The organism is Jatrophihabitans cynanchi (assembly GCF_027247405.1).
Taxonomy (GTDB): Bacteria; Actinomycetota; Actinomycetes; order Mycobacteriales; family Jatrophihabitantaceae; genus Jatrophihabitans_B; species Jatrophihabitans_B cynanchi.
This window is the reverse complement of the sequence record NZ_CP097463.1, coordinates 3473340-3489008: the sequence shown is the minus strand read 5'-3', so window position 1 is coordinate 3489008 and position 15669 is coordinate 3473340. Positions and strand designations below refer to the sequence as shown.

At 66.3% G+C, this 15669-nt stretch carries 15 protein-coding genes; 7 read left to right on the top strand and 8 right to left on the bottom strand.

The features are described 5' to 3' along the window. Positions 1-15: 15 nt before the first annotated feature. The gene (locus tag M6B22_RS16935) at positions 16-891 is read right to left on the bottom strand and encodes a helix-turn-helix transcriptional regulator (protein WP_407935539.1); all 876 of its coding nucleotides are present in this window, start codon (positions 889-891) and stop codon (positions 16-18) included. Positions 892-993: 102 nt separating this feature from the next. Between M6B22_RS16935 and M6B22_RS16930 the strand changes: the two genes are divergently transcribed. Continuing rightward, positions 994-2424: an MFS transporter gene (locus M6B22_RS16930; protein WP_407935538.1), complete on the top strand. Its 1431-nt coding sequence runs from the start codon at positions 994-996 to the stop codon at positions 2422-2424. Between the two features lie 255 nt (positions 2425-2679). On the opposite strand, the gene M6B22_RS16925 is transcribed toward M6B22_RS16930, so the two are convergent. After that, entirely contained in the window at positions 2680-2910 is a 231-nt protein-coding gene (locus tag M6B22_RS16925; protein ID WP_269442745.1) for a hypothetical protein, read from the bottom strand. 74 nt (positions 2911-2984) lie between these two features. On the opposite strand from M6B22_RS16925, the gene M6B22_RS16920 reads away from it, so the two are divergent. The 4 genes from M6B22_RS16920 (at position 2985) to M6B22_RS16905 (ending at position 5001) form a co-directional block, all read left to right on the top strand. Beyond that, positions 2985-3266 carry a ribbon-helix-helix domain-containing protein gene (locus M6B22_RS16920; RefSeq protein ID WP_269442744.1) on the top strand — a complete coding sequence of 94 codons (282 nt, stop codon included), beginning with the start codon at positions 2985-2987 and terminating at the stop codon, positions 3264-3266. Continuing rightward, on the top strand, positions 3266-3628 hold the full coding sequence (locus M6B22_RS16915) for a hypothetical protein (RefSeq protein ID WP_269442743.1): 363 nt from the start codon (positions 3266-3268) through the stop codon (positions 3626-3628). Before M6B22_RS16920 ends, M6B22_RS16915 begins: the two co-directional genes overlap by 1 nt. A gap of 153 nt (positions 3629-3781) precedes the next feature. Further along, positions 3782-4489, top strand: coding sequence for a hypothetical protein (locus M6B22_RS16910; protein ID WP_269442742.1), 708 nt, complete (start codon positions 3782-3784; stop codon positions 4487-4489). Then, complete coding sequence (locus tag M6B22_RS16905; protein ID WP_269442741.1) at positions 4486-5001, top strand: nucleotidyl transferase AbiEii/AbiGii toxin family protein; 516 nt, start codon at positions 4486-4488, stop codon at positions 4999-5001. The genes M6B22_RS16910 and M6B22_RS16905 overlap by 4 nt, the downstream gene beginning before the upstream one ends. A gap of 40 nt (positions 5002-5041) precedes the next feature. Here the strand turns inward: M6B22_RS16905 and M6B22_RS16900 are convergent, their stop codons facing one another. Beyond that, positions 5042-5620: a hypothetical protein gene (locus M6B22_RS16900; RefSeq protein WP_269442740.1), complete on the bottom strand. Its 579-nt coding sequence runs from the start codon at positions 5618-5620 to the stop codon at positions 5042-5044. A gap of 664 nt (positions 5621-6284) precedes the next feature. Between M6B22_RS16900 and M6B22_RS16895 the strand changes: the two genes are divergently transcribed. Beyond that, entirely contained in the window at positions 6285-7619 is a 1335-nt protein-coding gene (locus M6B22_RS16895) for a tyrosine-type recombinase/integrase (RefSeq protein WP_269442739.1), read from the top strand. Positions 7620-7696: 77 nt separating this feature from the next. Further along, the gene (locus M6B22_RS16890) at positions 7697-7963 is read left to right on the top strand and encodes a hypothetical protein (protein WP_269442738.1); all 267 of its coding nucleotides are present in this window, start codon (positions 7697-7699) and stop codon (positions 7961-7963) included. A 24-nt stretch (positions 7964-7987) separates the two neighbouring features. On the opposite strand, the gene M6B22_RS16885 is transcribed toward M6B22_RS16890, so the two are convergent. The 5 genes from M6B22_RS16885 to M6B22_RS16865 form a co-directional block, all read right to left on the bottom strand. Continuing rightward, positions 7988-8617 (bottom strand): HIRAN domain-containing protein, encoded by a 630-nt coding sequence (locus tag M6B22_RS16885; RefSeq protein ID WP_269442737.1) that lies wholly within the window; start codon positions 8615-8617, stop codon positions 7988-7990. Positions 8618-8708: 91 nt separating this feature from the next. Beyond that, a complete protein-coding gene (locus tag M6B22_RS16880) occupies positions 8709-9623 on the bottom strand; it encodes a HipA domain-containing protein (RefSeq protein ID WP_269442736.1) in 915 nt (304 codons plus the stop codon). Continuing rightward, a complete protein-coding gene (locus M6B22_RS16875) occupies positions 9620-12889 on the bottom strand; it encodes a type I restriction endonuclease subunit R (protein ID WP_407935537.1) in 3270 nt (1089 codons plus the stop codon). The genes M6B22_RS16880 and M6B22_RS16875 overlap by 4 nt, the downstream gene beginning before the upstream one ends. After that, positions 12883-14055: a restriction endonuclease subunit S gene (locus M6B22_RS16870; protein WP_269442734.1), complete on the bottom strand. Its 1173-nt coding sequence runs from the start codon at positions 14053-14055 to the stop codon at positions 12883-12885. Before M6B22_RS16870 ends, M6B22_RS16875 begins: the two co-directional genes overlap by 7 nt. Then, positions 14052-15668: a class I SAM-dependent DNA methyltransferase gene (locus M6B22_RS16865; RefSeq protein ID WP_407935536.1), complete on the bottom strand. Its 1617-nt coding sequence runs from the start codon at positions 15666-15668 to the stop codon at positions 14052-14054. The genes M6B22_RS16870 and M6B22_RS16865 overlap by 4 nt, the downstream gene beginning before the upstream one ends. Position 15669 lies beyond the last annotated feature (1 nt).

The window sequence follows — 15669 nt, the reverse complement described above, 5'->3', positions numbered from 1 at the left end:
GGGACTTCGTGCTGGTCAGGCCAACAGGGCCAGGGCGGCGGCCGAGCTGCTGCCGGGTTCGGCGGTGTGTGTCAGCAGCCGTTGGCCGGCGGTGTCAGGCAGGTGCAGCGCCTCGAAGCGCAGTTCGAGGTCGCCGACGACCGGGTGGTGGAGTCTGCGGGTGCCGCTCGAGCACAGCCGCACGTCCTGTCTGGTCCAGAGCCTGGCGAACTCGGCGCTGCGCAGGCTGAGTTCGCCGATCAGTTCTGCCAAGCGCCGCTCGTCCTGCTGACCGGTGGCCTGGAAGCGCAGCGAGGCGACTGCCATAGCGGCTTCCTCTGCCCAGTCCCGGTAGAGCTCGCGGGTGTGCGGGTCGAGGAACAGCAGCCGTAGCTGGTTGGGGCGGGTCGCGGCAGACTGTGGCGCGGCGGGGTCGAGGTGGCCGGCGAGCAGGGCGTGGCCGAGGGTGTTCCAGCCGAGAATGTCCGCCCGTCGCCCGAGCAGCATGGCCGGCACATCAGACATCGCAGCGAGCAGCCGTAGCGCGCCCGGGCTCGGTGTCTCGGCTCGTGGCGGCCGCGCGGGCCGCCGGGGCGCGGGGCGGGCCAGTGCCCGCAGGTGGGCGCGTTCGGCTTCGTCAAGCTGTAGCGCGGAGGCGATCGCGTCGATCACGGCGTCCGATGCGTTAGCCGACTGTCCCTGCTCGAGCCGGGTGTAGTAGTTGATCGAGACGCCGGCGAGTTGCGCCAGCTCTTCACGCCGGAGCCCAGGGACGCGCCGGCTGCCCCACGTCACGAGCCCGGCCGCTTCCGGCGTGACAGCTGCCCGGCGGCTCCGCAGGAACTCACCGAGATGATTGACCGGCGATCCGCCCACCGCGGCCGCCAGCCGGCCATAAGCGATCTCTGGCATCCGTACAGTGTCCCGCGCCGCGACCCGGGCCGCCTGCCCCTGCCAGAGGTACCCCCGACCGGGCGTGGCGGGCACTGCCGGTGCGCACCGATCGTCGTGACCATGACCACGCACACCGAAGCCTCTGTCGCCAGCCGCCTGCGATCGCTCTCGCAGACGCCCACGGATCTCGGCGACCGGCGGGCCAGGGCCGCCCTGGCAGTGCTGCTCACGGCGAGTTTCGTTCTCGCCGTCGATTTCTCGATCCTCAATGTCGCCTTGCCGCGCATCGGGGCCGACGTCGGATTCAGCCTCGCCGGCCTGCAGTGGATCTCGACCGCCTTCGCGATCTGTGCGGCCGGATTCACGCTCCTGTTCGGCCGGTGCGCCGATCTGTTCGGGCGGCGTCGCCAGTTCCTGGCAGGCATCGGGCTGCTGGGCCTTGCGTCACTCACCGGTGGTCTCGCACAGTCACCGTCCCTGCTGATCGTCGCCCGCCTCGCCCAAGGCCTGGCCACCGCGGCTGTCGTTCCGGCGGCGCTGTCACTGCTGACGACGATCTTCCCTGAAGGGCCTCGCCGCGACCGTGCCCTCGGTCTGAACGGGGCTCTGATGGCGGCCGGGTTCACCTCCGGAGCAGTTGCCGGCGGGCTGCTCACGGACCTGATCAGCTGGCGGTGGGCGTTCTTCCTGAACGTCATCATCGCTGTGGGGGTGCTCGCGCTCGGGCCGCGTGTGCTGGACGAAACGCCGTCCACGGCGCGGCGTCCACTCGATGTACTCGGTGCCGCAACGGTCACCGCCGCGCTCACTGCCCTGACGTACGGACTCACACAGGCTGGGGAACATGGCTGGGGCGATCGGCACGCATGGCTCCCCCTCCTGGCCGCCGCACTGCTGCTGGTCGCGTTCACGCTCATCGAGCAGCGTGTGCGGGACCCTCTCGTTCCTCTCCGGGTCCTGCGGCATCGCAGCGTGGCCACCGGCAACGTCGTGGGGGTCCTGGCCTTCGCCACCGAGACGTCACTGGTGTTCTTGCTAACCCTTTATCTGCAGCACGTTCTCGGGTTCAGCCCGCTGCAGGCCGGCCTGTCGTTCGCAGTCCTCGGAATCGGCACCGTCCTCGGCGGAATGCTCGGCCCACGCCTGATCGGGCGTGCGGGGAACCAGGCCGCGATGGCCATCGCATTGACGGTGCAGGCGGTCGCCACCGGGCCCATGATCGCCATCGGCCGGGCCGACGCCTGGCTGGCCCTCGTGCTCGCCGCGACGTTCCTGGGCGGCATCGCAAACCTCGTGGCCATCGTCGGGTTCATGGTCACCGCGACCAGCGGCCGGCCCGACGACGAACAGGGACTGGCGACCGGACTTGCGACCATGAGCCAACAGCTCGGCATCACCCTCGGCACTCCGATCATGTCCGCCGTAGCAACCGGCGTCGCCCACGACCATGGCGTACTGATCGGGCTCCGGGCAGCGACCGGCATCGACGCCGCGATCTGCCTCGCCGCCGCGGTGCTTGCTGCCGTCCTCCTGCCTGAGGTCACGCGATGACCGCGCAAGACGGCGACACCGTGGAGTCTTGCGGATGCGCCGACGCGCCTTGGCAGGACCCACAGTCACCGGAGTGGCGAGTTGCTCAACGGGAGCGTGGCGAGTTGCACAATAGAAGTGTGGCCGTTTGCGCTAGTGGCGGGCAATTCCTGCTCGCCGGCTCTGCCGGAGTGACGCCAGGCGTGCGCATCCACTCCGGCGCAGGTCGGATCGTCAGCTTCCACATGCGACCGCTCGCAATCGCCGAGCACGGCATCAGCGAGCCGACGGTGTCTCTGAAGTGCGGGTGACGAAGCGTGCACCGCTGCTGTCGGCGGCCGCGGTTTTCAGCGAGCGCGTGGCGCGATCCGGTCCGGCGCAGCGCAGGTCGTCGTACACGGTGCTGACCCACAATCGGGCGACCGAGGCGATATCGTGCGGCAGCTCTCGCGCCGGGGTGTCCGAGATCGGATTGGCGGTCGGAAACCACCCGTAATCGCTGTTCATGCGAGGAGGCTGGCAGACTCCGCTCCGACCAGAGGTTCCTTGTTTGCGACTAGGAACTGTATTACAGTAATCTCATGGCGAAGAAGTACGAAGGCGGGACCATCGGCGGCACGCCCGTTACCGAGGAGCTGATCGCGAAGGCGGTCGAGCGTGCCGAACGTGGTTACGACGTTGAACAGCTTCGTAAGCGCGGCCGGCCCAAACTCAACCCCGACGCCGAAGGGGAGAGCACAGTGATTCCAGTTCGCATGGACGACGAGTTGCTCGAGGCGCTCGGTGAGAAGGCACGGCAGGGCGGCATCAGCCGGTCGGAAGCGATCCGCGAGGCGGTTCGCGCCTGGATCCACGTGGCCTAGTGCATGTCCACGACTCGGCGCTCAAGCACGGTATAGACCCCGAGGATTCGATCTACGCCGCCGAGCACGCCCTTGTTCGCGAGCCCGAGACAGAAGAACCACCCATCGCGGAGTTCCGTCTCGGCTTCGACACCCGCAGCCGCCTGCTGGAACTCACGGTCCCCCTCTTTGACAGCGGTAACGAGATGATCATCCATTCCATGAAGGCACGTCCGCAGTACTACTCGTTGCTCACGCAGGTCGCTCAGCCAGCCGGCGCTCCGCTGGTCCAGCAACGTCGTCATCAGTTCGCGCTGCTCCGGCAAAGACATACCGGATACAAGCCGGTTGATCAGCTCTGCGGGATCATCGGACGGCACTGACCGAGTGAAGCACACGGGGCGATGACCGACCTTCTCCGCGCGAGACACAAGGCCGCGCTCCGGGGGCCACGATGCAATTAGGGAACTTTCACGTACTGCCTTGTTGGCAGATAGGGAACTTTCACGTATCGTCTTGCAGGAAGGGAGGATGCCATGGCCAGCTCGGCCGCGGGCTTGCGCGACAGGACCACGCCGCTGCGTGAGCGTCAGCGCATCGTGCGTTCCCGCAACCGGTTCTGGCGTCCTGAGGAGATCGCCGGCGCAGCGTCGACGAAGAAGCATCTCCTGGCCGACCTCGTCGCCGAGGGCGACTTGCGCCGTGTCCGGCGCGGCCTGTACTGGCGCGGCACCAAGTCACCGCTGGGTATGAGCCCGCCCCCGACCGATGCGCTCGTTCGCGAGCTGGCGCCGGGCCCCGGGGTCGGGCCGGCCGGCCTATACGCAGCGAACCTGCTGCACCTGTCGACGCAGGTGCCGCGTCGAGCCGAGATTGCGGTCCCGACCCGGGCCCCAGAGGGCGTCGGCAGCGTCAAGTTCGCTGCACGGCCGGCCCGGACGGGCCGCGTGAAGGCGGGGCTCAACCCCACCGAGGTGGCGCTGCTCGAGATTCTCGAATCCTGGGAGCGGGCTGTCGAAGTTCCCCCCGCCGAAGCGTGGACGCGGCTGCGTGACCTTTTGGTCTCCGGGCAGGCTCGGGCGGATCGGGTGGCGCGTGCCTCGCAGACCGAGCCGGGCCAGGTTCGTGCGCGGCTGCGCCGGCTGCTTCGATTCGCCGACCGGCCGGACCTCGCCGAGAAGGTGCCCGAACCGGACGAGCGCACGACCGCTGAGGCGATTCGAGCGCTTCGGGATGTCTCGTGACGAATCCTGAAGCGAGACGGTGGCGGGACGCCGCGCCTGAACAGTTCGCTGCGGCGATCCTCGCCGCCGCCGAGCAGCTCGGCGTCCTGCCTCTCGCTGTCGAGAAGGACTACTGGGTCTGCGAAGCGCTCCGCGCCATCACCCTGTCGCATCCAGGCGAGGTGATCTTCAAAGGAGGGACGAGCCTGGAGAAGCTGCGCATCATAAGGCGCTTCTCCGAGGACCTCGACCTCCTGGTCGTCGGTGGGCATCCCTCCGACAACGCCACCAAGAACGCGTTGAAGGCGATGCTGAACAGCGCCGCCACAGCATCGCTGGGCGAACCCAGCGACGTGAAGAGTGGCGGCAAGCAAGGCAGTTACTGGCGACGCGGGTACCTGGTTCCCCACTGGTTCACTCGAACACCACCACCACCGTCGCGATCGCGCCATGGAACACGGTGTCGACCCGCGGCCACTGCTCACGGGCGGGCCGTTGCCGTCAAACATGGCGGTGTTCGGGGTCGGCGATGACGGCGATCCGTTTCACTACGGTGGCGGGCAGCCACCCAAATCACCGGGTCGTGTCCGGCGATTCTGGCGCGCACTGCCCTAGGCAGTTGCCGGTTCGCCGCATCGCCCGGTCCTTCTCGGTCACGTACGAGAAGTAGTTGCAGACTCCTGCTTCCAGAAGGGGGTACTGCTGCGCTCGGTCCGGTGGTCGGCGCATGTAGAGAACGTTCCCGTCCCAGAGATTCGCGCCCGCAAGCAGTTGACGGCGGATCGTCTTTTGATCGACACGAAAATCGGTCCGCTTTGGGTCCGTCACGGTGAGGAAGCGATCTGCATCCGGCGGCAGGGGCCCCCTTATCGGAAGGCTTGCGTCATGCAAGAACGGGATCGTGATCGCTCGAGAGAATGTCGCGGTCCTATAGAGGCCGACCCCAGCATCCGCGAATCTCTGAACGATGGCTTGACTTTGCTGAGCCTCACGCTCTTGACGGTTCTCAGCTGCGCGCCGACGCCGCACCCCGTCTGATATCCGGCGCGACGTTGCCCAGAACTCGGTTGCCGCCACCCCGAGCACGGCACCAACAATCAGTAGTAGTACGTCCTTCACATTGCCCCTCGGCTCCTGCGCCTGCGTCGGCACTGGCCGCAGGCTAGCGTCATTGGACCGATCGCCTCGTGCGTGCTCGGCCGCGCGGAGAGGGTGAGGCGATAACGACGGCTGTTTCAGCTCGGCGCTGGTGGCCCGCGCCCAAGGACTTCGTACCGGATTCCGACGACGAAGTGCACGGCCGTTCCAGGTCAGGGCCGCCTATATGACCTCATCTGCGCGCCGCGTATCACTCGTGCCGGCCCGCGCAGATCGACGGATCTTGGGGCCGATCGGCGACCCGCCCGGTCACTCGGGTCCCTGCTTGACAGCTGGTCCGCAAGGGCGGCGTCGGTGCGCCTGCTGCCGCTTCCCCGCGGAGCGGCTGGACGCGTGTCGACCGGCCGCGGTGGGCCGGAACTGGCGCAAGGCTGACGGTCGTTTGACGGTCATCGGGAATTCCAAGATCAACTGCGACGATCTTAGAAATGAACGAAGGCCCCGGAATCCGGGGCCTTCGTCGTTGTAGCGGGGGCAGGATTTGAACCTGCGACCTCTGGGTTATGAGCGCGATCTTCCGCTCATCTTGCCGCTCATCCATTTCCCGAATACCCTTATCCGATAAGGGTTTCTGAGCCGCACCAGTGTCGGCGCGTGTCGGCTGATGTTGGCTCGTGTCGGCTGTTTTGTGGACAGATCGTGGACAGGGGTGAGCGCGGTGGCCACGCCGAAGAAGCGGGTGCTCGCCAGCGGAGTGCGCTGGACCGCGCAGTACCGCGACGCACGCGGGCACCAGCGGTCGGCAGGCACGTTCGCGACCAAGCGCGCGGCCACGCTCGCGATCCAGGCGGCCGAGGCGCTGGAGCGGTCTGGGCGTGGCGGCGACGCGGCCGACCGGAGCTTGCGGTTCGCCGAGTACGTGAACGGCCGCTGGTTCCCGAACCACGTGCTCGAGCCGAGTACGCGGGAGAGCTACCGCTACTGCCTCGACCGGCGCATCCTGCCCTGGTTCGGGACGATGAAGATCCGCGAGATCCTGCCGATGCACGTGCGCCAGTGGGTGACCGAGTTGAGCGACGCCGGCGTGAGTCCGGCGCAGATCCGTCACCTGAAGATCATCCTGTCGGCGGTGTTCACGACCGCCCTCAACGACTTTGTCGTGGCGCTGCACCCGTGCAAGGGCGTCAAGACACCCACGGTGCCCGTGAAGGAGTACCGGATCCTGACACCCGCGGAGATGCGAGCGCTGCAGGAGGCGCTGCCGTCGGGCGTCGCCCGGCTGCTCATCCAGACCGCGATCGGGTCCGGGCTGCGCTGGGGCGAGCTCACCGAGTTGCGACCGATGGACCTCGACCGGCCGTCCGGCATCCTCACCGTGCGCCGCTCCGTCGTCGAACTGAACCCCGCGCACCACCCCGACGGCGGCCGCTTCCTCGTCAAGCCGTACCCGAAGAACAAGCGACCGCGCAGGTTCAAGCTGTCCCCCACGCTCGTCGCGGAGCTGGTCCGGCACATCGACGAGTACGACATTCACGACGATGAGCTGCTCTTCAACCTGGCGCACTTCCTTGCCCCCGCGCCGCGACGCCTGCTGATGTCGGTCGACCAGCTCGGGCTGACCGAACCGAACCCGGCGGGGCGCCGCTACGTGCACGGCACGCTCTCGGCGTACACCGCCGGCCGCTGCCGCTGCGAGCACTGCCGCGCCGCCTTCGCCGAGTACCGGTCCACCCGCCGCGCTGCCGGCCTCGACTCCCCGCGGCAACCGCGAGTACGTGACAGCGACGGCCACGTCCCCGGCCAATGGTTCCGGCAGCGGGTGTGGACGCCGGCGTGCGCGGCCGCGAACCTCGAACCGCGTCCCCGGCTGCACGACCTGCGGCACTCGCACGCATCGTGGCTACTCGCCGGCGGCGCCGACCTGCAGGTCGTCAAGGAGCGGCTCGGCCACGCCAGCATCGCCACGACCGGCAAGTACCTGCACACCCTGCCGACCGCCGACGAGACGGCACTGGCCGCGCTGGAGCGGATCCAGGGCCTCGGCGCAGTGTGAACCGCGTGGTCGCGATGGACGCGAGCGGCTGCGGATGCGCTTTGTATCTCGCGTCTCAGCACCGCGGTGGTGGAAGCATGATCCGGGTGAGCAGGATCCGGCAATACCTCCTTGTCTTCGACCGCGAGCTGACTCGCCTCGTCCAGGTCCAAGAGTTCGGCACCGACATCGACACCGCCCTCGCCGAGTACGACAGGCTTGAGCGGGAGAACTTGGGCAGCCCCACGATAGAGATCGTCCTAATCGGCTCGGACTCGCTCGAGACGGTGAGGGTCACTCACGCCAACTACTTCGACGATTTGGCGACGATGGTGGCGGCAAGCAAACACCTCACTGCGCCGTGATCCGACCGGAGTGCGCCCTGCTACTCAGTCGGTGCGGACTCCGTGCGCTTCCAGCCTGCACAGCAGCTGAAGGTGTGGCCGCGCGTCGGGGTTCGCCTGCTCGACGAAGATCCGGACCTCGTTCGATGCGCTGCGCAGCTCGTGGACGTCGTCGGCCAGCCAGTCCGGGACGTAACCCACTGGCTCTCCCGCACGCTCGTCGATCAGGATCGCTCGCGCGTTCACGGGATTGTCCGGCTCGTCGCGCAAGACCAACTCCTGCTCCGCCCGAAGCGAGGCGATGCGATCGGTCGCCCCCCTGAGGTGGCGGACGCCGGAAGCGAGGAATCGGCTGACTACGGCGCCCTGGGGGTGGTAGCGAAGGTCGTCGACGATGTGGAAGGTGTCGGTGGCGCGACTGCCGCCGCTGCGGACCAAGATCTCGACCGGGGTCGCGGTCGCGTCATTCAAGCCCAACTGGTGCGCGTACTCCGGATAGGTCTCGCGCTGGCGCGACATGACCCGGTTCGCGAAGAACGCCGGCAAGACATCCGATTCGTAGACCTCACCCAGCCGTGGGAACTGGGCAAGCGGGACGAAGCCCGGCTCCGCTTTGGCGGCGGGAAGGTAGCTGAACTCAAAGCGGCCACCCGGTGATGCGTGCAGCTGCCCCACCTTCACGAAGCGTCGCGATTCCGGGTCCTGCCAGATGAGCAGCAGCCGCCGCGCCGCGTCCCGTGGGACGGCGACGGCCTCGGCGACAGCGCTAGATGACATGGAGCAACCTTTCGCGGTTCACGAGCAGCAACCTCGTACAGAAGCTACGTCCCACCACCGACAATAATTCCTGCGGTACGAAGTTCACCGCATTCTCGACGTCAGCCACCGTGACTGCCTCCAACCGCGCACGCCAGAAGGCGGCGGCGCGGGGCGCTGCAAGTGCCAGCCCGTCACCGGCCAGCCGGACGAGCGGGGGCCGGCCGGCGAAATGCTGGCTGCGGCCACGCTCCGCCCAGAGTCGGACACCGTCGGGAGCGTCCAGCTTCCGTCGACGGTTCTCATCGCTCTCCTGGAAGCCGAGGGCGTTGCCGTGATCGAACGACGGCGCGAGCCACCTGCCGGTCTCGGAACGGATCGCGGCCCAGTTCTCGTGGTGCCTGTCTCTGCCGGCGACCCAGGCGTCGAGCATCAGGTAGCCGGCGAACGTGTCGAACGCCGTCAGGTCGGCGAACTCGTGGATGTCCCGCGGAGCCGCAATCCCGTTCAACGCAGCCTTGATCGCCTCGATGGTGTATCCAGGATTCTCGCGTGGGGCCTCGCGGTCGTAGCCGGGATCGAGGCTGGCGAGCAACTCGTTGCCGTGTTCCAAACGCTCACCCTCGCCGACGACCGAGCGGGACAGCACGCCGCGCCGCCCGCCGCAGGTTGCGAGACGAACCGCGGCGGTGGGCACGCCGACGAGCCGAGCCAGTTCAGCGACAAGGCACTCCGCCCAGTCCTCTCCACGAACGGCACCATGGACCACACGAGTGAACTTGAACAGCCAACGCTTCCCGCCGGGATCGGTAACCCAAAACTTCTCCTTGGTCCCCAACGGCTCGTCCGAGATCGGATCGGACTCGAGCTCGGCGTCCCAGTCCGTGACCTCGACAGGCTCCCAGATGTCGTCGGCGGGCCTCACACCTCGAGAACCTTCCTGACCTCGTCGCCGTAGTCCCCGTTACGGTTACTGGCGGTTGACGCCACAAAGCGCGGCGCCATGCTCTCCATCTGTTCGATGACGAGGCGAATGGCCTCGGGCTGCTTGTCCGGCGGGTACTTGTACTTCACCAGCAGCCGCTTGATGGATGAACGCAGCTTGGCGCGCACATCGTCGCGAACAGTCCAGTCGGTCTTGATGTCTTGCCGCATCACCCCTACGAGCTGGCGAGCGATCTCAGCCAGGATGTCCTCGCCCTGTAGCTCGACCGCGGATTCGTTCGCGGCGACGGCGTCGTAGAACGCCAGCTCGTCGTGACTGAGCGGCGGCGTGAAGTGCGAACCTCGGTTACCCTCGGCCGCGACCTCCTTGGCGAACTCGATCAACTCGGCGATGACTTCGGCTGAGGTCAGTTGCTGGTTGGTGTACTTGTTCATCAGCTCGCGAAGCTTCTCGGAGAACGCCCGGTGCCGCACCAGGTTGTGTCGCGTGGCCTTCGTCGTCTCCTGAGTGAGCAGGTCGCGCAGAGCCTCAATGGCGAGGTGGGGGTTCTCGGCCTGCAAGGTCTTCGTGACGAACTCAGGCCCCAGATCCGAAAGTGAAGGCTTCGGCATGCCCGCCGCCGCATAGATGTCGACCACCTCCCCCGTCACTGTCGCCGTCGCGACAAGACTCGACAGGAGTCGCTGGATCTCCTCGGGAACCGGGCGGCCTTGTGCCTGACGCTCTTGGGCGTCGAACTTGCCCATCCACACGCGAACCTCCTCGTAGAACTTCGCCGTGGGGCGAAGGTCGTCGAGGGTCTGCGAACCGGCGGCGAGCGCCCAGGCCCGGGCAAGCTGGTTCGCGAGCTTACGGAACCGGTCGCCGAGCGCCACGTCGCCACCGCTCACCTGGTTGCCCGGCGTCGCGGGTGAACGCAGGTAGTTGGTGAGACCGACGGCGGCCTTGATCCAGCTCCGGGTGTCACCTTGGAGCCGCTGGCGCCAGGCGTATCCGGCACACAGCCCGTCGAGGGTGCTGATGAGTTGGCGGGCGAGCACGGCGGCCTCGTCGATGTCGCGTCCCACCGGCCTCTTGGCCTGGTCGGTCTCGGTGTACTCGGCGAGAGCCTTGCTGAGGTTCTCGACGAGGGGCGCGTAGGCGACCATCAGACCGTCGGGCTTGCCGCGGAACGTCCGGTTGACGCGGGCAAGCGTCTGCATGAGCAGGGCGCCCTTCATCGGACGGTCGAGATAGAGAGTGTGCAGTGGCGGCGCGTCGAAGCCGGTGAGCATCATGTCCTTGACGATCACGATCTGGAGTGGATCTTCAGCGTCCTTGAGCCGCTTCTGGATGGTCTTGTTCTGTGCCTCGCGGCGGACGTGTTTGGCGACCACGCCCTTGTCCGAAGCGGATCCGGAGTAGACGACCTTGATGACGCCCTTGTCGACACCGTCGTCATGCCAGTCGGGACGGAGCTTGATGATCTCCTCGTAGAGGTTGGCGCAGATCTCCCGGGTGGCTCCGACGATGAACGCCTTGCCCGGCGACTCGATGAACGGAAGCATCGCGGCCGACCGCTTCTCCCAGTGGTCGAGGATGTCCCGGGCCAATGCCTCCAAACGTGCCGGAGCCCCGTACATCGCGTTGATGACCGCGACCGACTTCTCGATGCGCTCACGCTCGACTTCGTCCAGCCCGGTAACGGCTTCATCGGCGGCAGCGTCGAGGTCTTCGTCGGTGATGTCGTCGGCGAGCTTGACGGCAACCAGGCGCGGCTCGAAATAGACCGGCACGGTAGCGCCGTCCGCAACTGCCCGGGTGAGGTCGTAGGTATCGATCACCGCGCCGAACACAGCCCGGGTATCCCGCTCGGCAGTCGAGATCGGAGTACCGGTAAAAGCGATGAACGCGGCGTTCGGCAGAGCGTCACGGATGTGGCGAGCGAAGCCGTCGAGGTCGTCGTAGTGGCTGCGGTGCGCCTCGTCGACGATCACGATGATGTTGCGGCGGTCGGTGAGGAGCGGGTGGTCGAGCCCGGCCCCGCGCTCGCTGTCGGTCAGACCGAACTTCTGCAGCGTCGTGAAGTAGATGCCGCCGGTCACACGGTTGGTGAGTTCCTCGCGCAGTTGCTTGCGCGTGGTCACATTGACGGGGGTTTCGGCCAACAGTTGCGACCGGTTGAACGCCTCGAAGAGCTGGCTGTCCAATTCGGTGCGATCGGTGACCACCACGAGTGTCGGGTTCTTCAGCTTCGGCTGGCGAGCGACAGCGTGGGCGTACAGCTCCATCTCCATCGACTTGCCAGAGCCCTGGGTGTGCCACACCACGCCGGCCTTGCCGTTGGACTCGACAGCCTGGACAGTCGATCCAACGGCCTTAGTGACGGCGAAGTACTGGTGCGGCTTGGCGATCCGCTTCGCGTACCCGTCTGCGCCCTCGTCGAAAGCAACGAAGTCGCGCTGAAGCTGCAGGAACCGCTCCTGGTTCAGAACCCCGGGGATCAGGTCGAGCATTTCGATCCGCACGGGGACCCAGACGTCGTCTGGATTGACCTCCTTCTCCGCGGCCTCGACCATGTTCTCCCAGGTCAATTTCGTGAAAGGACGACCGTCGTCGTCGAGGTTCCACGGCGCGTAGTGATTGAGCGGGGTGAATGGCGTGCCGTAGCGAGCGATAATTCCGTCGGAGATGATCGAGAGCACGACGAACCGGAAGGCCATCGGGAACTCGCGCAGGTACGTCTCCAACTGCGCGTGAGCGGACGCTATGTCTGCGGACTCCGACCCCGCACGCTTCAGCTCGACGATCACCACTGGCAGGCCGTTCAGGTAGAGCACGACATCGAAGCGGCGCTCGACTTCGGCGGACCGGATGATGACCTGGTTGACCGCGAGGAATTCGTTCTCGTCGACGTTGTGGCTGACGAACCGAATCGTCGGGCTCTGCTCGACCCCGTCGGAATCGACGTAGGTGATGCCTCGATAGCCGTCCACCAGAATCTGGTGAAGCCGGAAGTTCTCGGCAAGCGGATCCTGAGACTTCGGCGCGCGCACCTCGGCCAGCGCCTGAATGAGGTACTCGCCGGGCACGGCCGGGTTGAGCTTGCGCAGCGCCGTCAGCGTCCGCTCGGGAAGGACGATGTCATCCCACGATTCCCGGCCGTCCTCCGCCCCTGGGACAAGGTCTTTGCCGGACGTCGGGACCCACCCCTGCTCGTAGAGCGCTTCGAGCGCGTGCCGCTCCCACTCGGCCTCGCTCACCATCGCAGCTCCCCCTCCACGATCTTCTCCGCATCCTTGAAGCGGACCTTCCCCGACATCAGCAGGGGCAGCAGCTCGTCACGAGCCTCGGCGAGCTTCAGGTTTTCGACCTCTGCGGTCAAGGCGGTCTGCCAGAGACTCGTCATCAGATCGTCCAACCGCTTCACCTCAGACGGCGGGGGGATGCGCACCGGTTCATCTAGGTGGTGACGCTGGATATGCCCCATCGTGGTGGCCTTGTCGGCAGCGATTGCCTTGAACTCGGCGAGCTTCTCGTGGACGGCCTGGTTCACCAGCCACATCGGCGTCCCCGCGTTGGGGATGACCTTGAAGATGTGCTGGTTCACGATCGCCTCCGGCCTGTACCAGCGCGCAGCGGTCAACGAACCGGACCAAGCGAACAGCAGGTCACCAGGACGAGCAGTGTTGTCGTCTGGAACGTCAATGTCATTCCAGACGGTCGAGCCGCCAATCCCCGAGTTCAGCTCGGCGATACGCACCACGACGCGGCCTGTCCCCGTAGCGTCCTTCGTGTACGCCCGCCCGTTGACGAACCGGGCCAGCGACGATAGCGGCACCTCGTCGCCGCCGGCGGCGGCTGCGTGAAAGTGTGCGCTGCTCAGCTCATCCGAAAGACGAACGACCCGCTCGTTCGTTGCGATCTTGTCGTCGAGCGCCCCCAGTACCTCGCCAATCGCCTTCTGCTCAAGTGGTGAGTGTTTCGGCGCGCGAAACCCTTGGATCTGTGCGCCACTGATGTGCGGCACAGCGGTGCCCGTCTGCACTGCCAGCACATAGTCAGTGAACTCTTTGCTCCCGATCAGGTAGTGGAGATACCTCTGGTCCACTCCTTCCCTCGCTCGGAGCCGCGCGACTCGCTGGACCAGAAGCGCGGGCGTATCTTCCTCACGCAGGCTCGCGAACTTGAGCCCAGCACCGATCCAAGGCCGATCCATCGCGAGTACGAGGTCGCCAACCTGCAACTCGTAGCGTGCATCAGCATCGTGATCCCACCAGACAGCGTTCTCCCACCGGACTACCCCCTGGCCGATGTTGTCGCCCCGCAGCAAGCGGTGGCCGCGTCCAGTCGCCGCGTACCGCTTGCTCGCGAAGGGGTAGCCCACCAAAACCTCTGCCAGTTCACTGAGCGTCGTGTACGTCGCGGTCACGACCGCCACTCCAACTGTTTGCGGACAACCGCCGCCGCTCGCTCGGACTCGTCGAACGCAACAAGCAACTCTCGGCTCAGCCGCTTGATCTTGACGTATATGTCTTCACCGTCACCTTCGGACTCTGCAGCACCCACGTAGCGGCCGGGGGTGAGCACGTAGTTCGCACCCTTGATCTCGGCGAGCGTGGCGGACTTGCAGAAGCCTGGGACGTCCGCGTACGTCTTGCCCTTGGCCGACTTCGTCCCGCGCCAGGTGCGGTAGGTGTCGCCGATTCGCTTGATGTCCTCGGCCGCCAGGTCTCGCTCGGCGCGATCGACCATGTAGCCCAGGTTGCGGCCGTCGATGAAGAGCACTTGGCCCGAGCGGTCGATCGAGCCCTGCTTGCCCTTGGCCTTGTCCTTGGCGAAGAACCAAAGGCATACCGGGATACCGGTGCTGCGGAAGAGCTGGGTCGGAAGTGCCACCATGCACGAGATGAGGTCGGCCTCCACGATCTGGGCGCGAATGTCGCCTTCGCCGTTGGAGTTCGACGACATCGAGCCGTTCGCCATGACCACGCCGGCCTTTCCACGGGGCGCGAGCTTGGACAGGATGTGCTGGATCCAGGCGTAGTTGGCGTTGTTGGCCGGCGGGACGCCGTACTTCCAGCGGGGATCCTCAGCGTTGCGTGCCCAGTCCTTGATGTTGAAGGGCGGGTTGGCCATCACAAAATCCATCTGGAGATCGGCGTGCTGGTCGCGGGCGAACGTGTCGCCCCAGCGTGCACCCAGGCCCTTGTTCTCGATGCCGTGGATGGCGAGGTTCATCTTCGCTAGGCGCCAGGTCTCCTCGTTGGCTTCTTGACCGAAGATGGCGATGTCCTTCGGGTCGCCGTCGTGGTCGTAAATGAATCTCTCGGTCTGGACGAACATGCCCCCGGAACCGCAGCACGGGTCGTAGACGCGGCCGTGGTCCGGCTCCAGCACCTCGACGATCGTATTCACCACCGAGGGCGGGGTGAAGAACTCTCCGCCCCGCTTACCCTCCGCTCGGGCGAACGCGCCGAGGAAGTACTCGTACACCTCGCCCATCAGGTCGCGGGCGCGGTGTTCACCCTGCCGGCTGAACCGTGCGTTGTTGAACAGGTCGACCAGTTCTCCGAGGCGGCGCTGGTCGATGTTGTCGCGGTTGTAGATGCGTGGCAGCGTCCCGATCAACGATGGATTGCTCCGCATCACCGCGTCCATCGCGTCATCGATGAGCCATCCGATGCTCTTCTGCGGCTGGCTCGCCGCGGCTGGCTTTCCTTTGGCGTTCTCCGACAGGTAGGCCCACCGTGCCTCCGGCGGGACGACGAAGACGCCGTAGCCCTGGTACTCCTCGGGGTCGTCGATGAGGTCGGCGATCTGCTCTTCGTCGTATCCCTCGCCCAACAGGTCCGCTCGGATCGTCGCGCGACGCTCGTCGTAGGCGTCCGAGACATACTTCAGGAAGACGAGCCCGAGGATCACATCCTTGTACTGATGGGCCGACAGGGAGCCGCGCAGCTTGTCGGCGGCCTTCCAGAGCGTGTCCTTCAGTTCCTTCATGGTCGACGGTGCGGTGGGATCGGTCCTCTTGCGCGGTGGCATG

Bases quoted from the DNA above. Each gene is read 5' to 3' on its own strand.
- M6B22_RS16935 (WP_407935539.1), bottom strand. From the start codon at position 891: ATGCCAGAGATCGCTTATGGCCGGCTGGCGGCCGCGGTGGGCGGATCG.
- M6B22_RS16930 (WP_407935538.1), top strand. From the start codon at position 994: ATGACCACGCACACCGAAGCCTCTGTCGCCAGCCGCCTGCGATCGCTC.
- M6B22_RS16925 (WP_269442745.1), bottom strand. From the start codon at position 2,910: ATGAACAGCGATTACGGGTGGTTTCCGACCGCCAATCCGATCTCGGAC.
- M6B22_RS16920 (WP_269442744.1), top strand. From the start codon at position 2,985: ATGGCGAAGAAGTACGAAGGCGGGACCATCGGCGGCACGCCCGTTACC.
- M6B22_RS16910 (WP_269442742.1), top strand. From the start codon at position 3,782: ATGGCCAGCTCGGCCGCGGGCTTGCGCGACAGGACCACGCCGCTGCGT.
- M6B22_RS16890 (WP_269442738.1), top strand. From the start codon at position 7,697: ATGATCCGGGTGAGCAGGATCCGGCAATACCTCCTTGTCTTCGACCGC.
- M6B22_RS16875 (WP_407935537.1), bottom strand. From the start codon at position 12,889: ATGGTGAGCGAGGCCGAGTGGGAGCGGCACGCGCTCGAAGCGCTCTAC.
- M6B22_RS16865 (WP_407935536.1), bottom strand. From the start codon at position 15,668: ATGCCACCGCGCAAGAGGACCGATCCCACCGCACCGTCGACCATGAAG.